At 74.7% G+C, this 4648-nt stretch carries 4 protein-coding genes; 2 read left to right on the top strand and 2 right to left on the bottom strand.

All coding sequences use genetic code 11. The annotated features are described in order from the left end of the window. Positions 1-119: 119 nt before the first annotated feature. A complete protein-coding gene (locus RWM17_RS12470; protein ID WP_314104135.1) occupies positions 120-974 on the bottom strand; it encodes a PHP domain-containing protein in 855 nt (284 codons plus the stop codon). Between the two features lie 85 nt (positions 975-1059). Between RWM17_RS12470 and RWM17_RS12465 the strand changes: the two genes are divergently transcribed. After that, entirely contained in the window at positions 1060-2088 is a 1029-nt protein-coding gene (locus tag RWM17_RS12465) for an endonuclease/exonuclease/phosphatase family protein (protein ID WP_314104134.1), read from the top strand. A 47-nt stretch (positions 2089-2135) separates the two neighbouring features. Beyond that, positions 2136-3647, top strand: a complete 1512-nt coding sequence (locus RWM17_RS12460) for an aminopeptidase P family protein (RefSeq protein WP_314104131.1) — start codon at positions 2136-2138, stop codon at positions 3645-3647. 114 nt (positions 3648-3761) lie between these two features. On the opposite strand, the gene RWM17_RS12455 is transcribed toward RWM17_RS12460, so the two are convergent. Next, the coding region (locus RWM17_RS12455) for a copper resistance protein CopC (protein ID WP_314104128.1) at positions 3762-4648 on the bottom strand (887 nt) is incomplete at its 5' end.

Raw genomic sequence — 4648 nt, 5'->3', positions numbered from 1 at the left:
TCGTAGCACCTGCCCCGCTCGACCCCGAGGCCCCGCACCGACACGGTGCGGGGCCTCCGTCGTCGCCCGCCGCGCTCGTCGGCCAGACCGACCGCGCCCGACGGCGCACCCCAGGAGGATCAGCCCTCGACGGGTCGCCAGCCGGTCGCGGCGTCGACGATGCGCGCCAGCTGCTCGGGGTCCGTGCTGTTCTCGCCCAGCCGGTTGGGCTTGCCCGTCCCGTGGTAGTCGCTCGACCCGGTCATGATGAGGTCGTGGCGGGTCGCGAGCTCGCGCAGGCGCTCGGCGCCCGCCTCCGTGTTCTCGCGGTGCCGCACCTCCACCCCGAGCAGGCCCGCCTCGACGAGCTGCTCGAACGAGCGCGCCGAGATGTTCGTGTCACGCCCGCGCGTCGCCGGGTGGGCGATCACGGGGACGCCGCCTGCTGCACGGATGAGCCGGATCGCGTCGATCGGGCTGGGCGCCTCGTGCGGCTCGTAGTAGCCGGAGCGCCAGTGCAGGATGCCGGCGAAGGCCGCACTGCGGTCGGGCGCGAGGCCCGCGGCGACGAGAGCGTCCGCGATGTGGGGCCGCCCCAGGGTCGCGCCCGGCGTCGACTGGGCCAGGACGTCGGCCCAGCTCACGTCGTAGTCCGCCGCGATCCTCTCGACGATGCGCTCGGCCCGGTGCAGCCGGCTGTCGCGCAGGCGTGCGGTCTCGGCGACGAGGTCGGCGTCCTCGGGGTCGAACAGGTAGGCGAGCATGTGCACGCTGTTCATGCCGAGCCTCGTGCTCATCTCCATGCCCGGGACGAGCGTCAGGCCGGTGCCCGCGACGGCCCGGGTGGCCTCGGACCAGCCGGCCGTCGAGTCGTGGTCCGTGAGGGCCACGACGGCGAGGTCCGCGGAGACGGCCGCGGCCACGAGCTCGGCGGGGGTCTCCGTGCCGTCCGAGACGCTGCTGTGGGTGTGCAGGTCGATCGGGCGGTGTGACATCCCCTCATCGTAGGCCGACCCTGCTCCGGCCCGCCCGAGCGTCCTCCCGGCACAGGACGGGCGGTCGCCTATGCTCGGTCCCGCCATGATCCGTCGTCTCGTCGCCTTCGTCATCGTCCTCGCGGTCGCCGCTGCCCTGTTCGTCCTGCTCTGGCCGCAGCAGCTCGACCTCCAGAGGACGTGGCCGGTCGCCCAGCTGGTCTCGTTCCGCGGTGCGGCAGCGGCCGTCGCCGGTGCGCTGGCCGTGGTCCTGTTCGTCGTCGGGATCGCGGCTCGTCCGCTCCGGTCGATCGCCGCCTCCCTCGGGGTGCTGCTGCTCGTCTTCGGGGCCGTGTCGATCGGCGTGGCCGCCGCCAGGGGCCTCGGCCGTGACGACTTCGTCGAGGCGCTGCCGACCGACCTGACGGTCGTGGTCTGGAACACCGAGGGAGGCGCGCCCGGCGCCGAGGCGATCGCCGCGCTGGCCGTCGAGGAGGGCGCGGAGATCGTGAGCCTTCCCGAGACGAGCGCCGAGACCGCGACCGCGGTGGCCGACGCCATGGCCGTGGCCGGGTTGCCGATGACCGTCAAGACCGTCGAGTACCCCGCCCAGGGCGGCTCGGCGCCGACCTCGTTGCTCATCGCGGCGGCCCTCGGCGAGTACGCGGTCGCCCTGGCCGAGGACGGCACCGCCGTCGAGACGACGCCGCTCATGCCCTCGGTGGTCGCCACCCCGGTCTCGGGCGTCGGGCCGGTGATCGTCGCGGCCCACCCGGTCGCGCCCACGACCGCGCAGATGGACCCGTGGGAGGCGGGCCTCCAGTACCTCGCGGACGCCTGCGCAGACGGGAACGTCATCATGGCGGGCGACTTCAACGCCACACTCGACCACATGGCCGGCCTCGGGACCGCGGGCGGCGCCCTCGGCCGCTGCCGCGACGTCGGGGTGACGACCGCGAACGCCGGCCTGGGCACCTGGCCCACCGATCTCCCGCCGCTGCTCGGCACCCCCATCGACCACGTCCTCGCGACGCGGTCCTGGATGCCCACCGGCTACAAGGTCGTCACCGACCTGGACGAGGCCGGCAGCGACCACCGCCCCGTCGTCGCGCAGCTCACCGTGACGGGCGCCTGACCCCGCACCGGGTTGGACGGCCCGCGACTTCGCGGGACAATGGCGGCATGGACGCACAGAAGGCACCCCGTGCCACCACGAACCGATCGACCACCCCCCGCTCGGACTCGTTCAAGGACTACATCTCGTCCCAGTGGGCCGATCGCGACGAGGTGATGCCCCCGGCGCGCGAGGAAGCCGCGTTCGCAGCCGTCCGCCGAGCTCGCCTCTCCGAGCTGCACCGCGGCGAGCGCCTCGTCGTCCCGGCCGGGCGCGCGAAGGTCCGCTCGAACGACTGCGACTACCCGTTCCGGGCGCACTCCGCCTTCGCGCACCTGACCGGCTGGGGCTCCGCCACCGTGCCCGGCTCGGTGCTCGTCCTCGAGCCCTCCGGCGACGGACACGAGGCCACGCTGTACTTCCGCGCCAGCGCCGGTCGCGAGTCGGACGAGTTCTACGCCGACCCCGAGATCGGGGAGTTCTGGACGGGACCTCGCCCCTCGCTCGCGCAGGTCGGCGCCGACCTCGACCTCGCCACCCGTGAGCTCGCCGAGCTGGACGCGGTGGTCGCCTCGTCGACCGGCGCCACACTCGTGCTCCGCGAGGCCGACCCCGAGCTGACCGCGCGCGTCGACGCCGTCGTCGCGGCCGCGGTCGACTCCGCCGGCCCGGACGAGACGGGCGCGGACGCGACCGCCGCCGACCCGTCGTCCGCCGCCGCCGTCGACGTCCTGGCCCGCGACGCGAGCGAGCTGCGCCTCGTCAAGGACGCGTGGGAGGTGGCGCAGATGCGGCAGGCGGTCGCCGTCACCGGCCGAGGCTTCTCGGACGTCATCGCGGACTTCGACGACATCGTCGCCCACCCTCGTGGCGAGCGCCTCGTCGAGGGCACCTTCAACCGTCGCGCCCGGGCCGACGGCAACACGGTGGGCTACGACACCATCGCGGCCTCCGGCGACCACGCCTGCGTGCTGCACAGGACCCGAAACGACGGCCCGGTCGCCGACGGCGACCTGATCCTGATCGACGCCGGCATCGAGCTCGACAGCCTCTACACCGCCGACATCACCCGGACGCTCCCGGTGTCGGGCCGCTTCAGCGACGTGCAGCGACTCGTCTACGAGGCCGTGCTCGAGGCCGCCGACGCCGCGTTCGCCATCGTGCGCCCCGGCATCGCGTTCCGCGAGATCCACGCCGCCGCGATGCAGGTCATCGCCGAACGCACAGCCGAGTGGGGCTTCCTGCCCGTCAGCGCCGCGGAGAGCCTCGAGCCCGACCACCAGTACCACCGCCGCTACATGGTGCACGGCACGAGCCACCACCTCGGCATGGACGTGCACGACTGCGCCGCGGCGCGCCGTGACCTCTACCTCGACGGCGTCCTCGAGCCCGGCATGGTGTTCACCATCGAGCCCGGGCTGTACTTCCAGCCCGACGACCTCACCGTGCCCGAGGAGTTCCGCGGCGTCGGCGTGCGGATCGAGGACGACATCCTGGTGACGGCCGACGGTGCCGAGAACCTCTCGGTCGGCATCCCGCGCACGGTCGCGGACGTCGAGGCCTGGATCGCGCGTCCTTAGCACCGCGCCCGTAGCGCCGCGCCCACGGGAAGAGCCCCGGTCCCCCTCAGGGGGCCGGGGCTCTCGCGTGCGCGGAGCGCGGGCCCCGCAGGAGGCGCGTGCCGGGCAGCTGCGTCAGTCGCGTCCCGCGCCGGGGCCCGGTTCCGTGTCGTCCGGGCCGTGTGCGCGTCCCGCGCCGTCCTCCCCGTCCGTCCGGTCCACCTCGCCTGCGGGACCGGCGACGTCGTCGCCGCGCCGTCGGCTCGTCACGAGCACGACGACCACGGCCACGAGGGCCAGCACGACGATGCCGATCCCGATGCCCACGACGAGGCCGAGGTTCGACTCGTCCGGGTCAGCACCCTGGGCGAGGGCCTCGCCGGTGGCGCCGTCGGTCGGGTCGGCCGAGGCCGACGGGACGGCTGCGCCCGTCGACTCCGCGCCTCCCGGCTCCGCCGAGGCCGTGGGCTGACCCGCACCGTCCGCGCCCGCCCCCTCGTCCGAGGTGTCGCAGGCGGGCCGGGTGGCGGCTCCCTCGGCGACGCTCGCCCCGGCGGGCGGCGCCCAGGTGAAGGGCAGCGACGCCGACACGGTGTGGCCGTCGGCCGAGACGGCCTGGTAGGTCATGGTGTAGTCGCCCGCCGCGCCGAGCGCGACCCCGGTGCTCAGCGTGGCCCCGCTGGTGGCCGAGCAGCCGTCCTCGAAGTGCCGCCCGGAGGCGTCGGTCACCTCGAGCACGTTCGACGAGCCGGTTCCCGACAGGTCGAGGATCACGTCGTTGAAGGTGATCGACGCCTCGGTCAGCTCGGCGGACTGCGTGCCGCCCTCGGCGGGCGTGCTGCTCACGACGTAGTCGTGTGCCGAGGCGGACGAGACCGGTGCGAGGGCGAGCAGGCCCGCCGCCCCGACGCCCACGACGCCGGCGACGAGAGCGGCACGGGACGGTCGCCGGCCGGCCGACGCCCGACCGGGCAGGGTCGAGGAGGCGCGGATCACCGGCGCTCCCCCGCCGCGTCCGTGCC

The organism is uncultured Frigoribacterium sp., assembly GCF_963515265.1.
Taxonomy (GTDB): domain Bacteria; phylum Actinomycetota; class Actinomycetes; order Actinomycetales; family Microbacteriaceae; genus Frigoribacterium.
Note: the sequence above shows the minus strand (reverse complement) of the source record. Positions and strands in the feature narration are given on the sequence as shown.

Excerpts from the sequence above, each read along its gene's own strand:
- RWM17_RS12465 (WP_314104134.1), top strand. The coding sequence starts at position 1,060 with ATGATCCGTCGTCTCGTCGCCTTCGTCATCGTCCTCGCGGTCGCCGCT.
- RWM17_RS12470 (WP_314104135.1), bottom strand. The coding sequence starts at position 974 with ATGTCACACCGCCCGATCGACCTGCACACCCACAGCAGCGTCTCGGAC.
- RWM17_RS12460 (WP_314104131.1), top strand. The coding sequence starts at position 2,136 with ATGGACGCACAGAAGGCACCCCGTGCCACCACGAACCGATCGACCACC.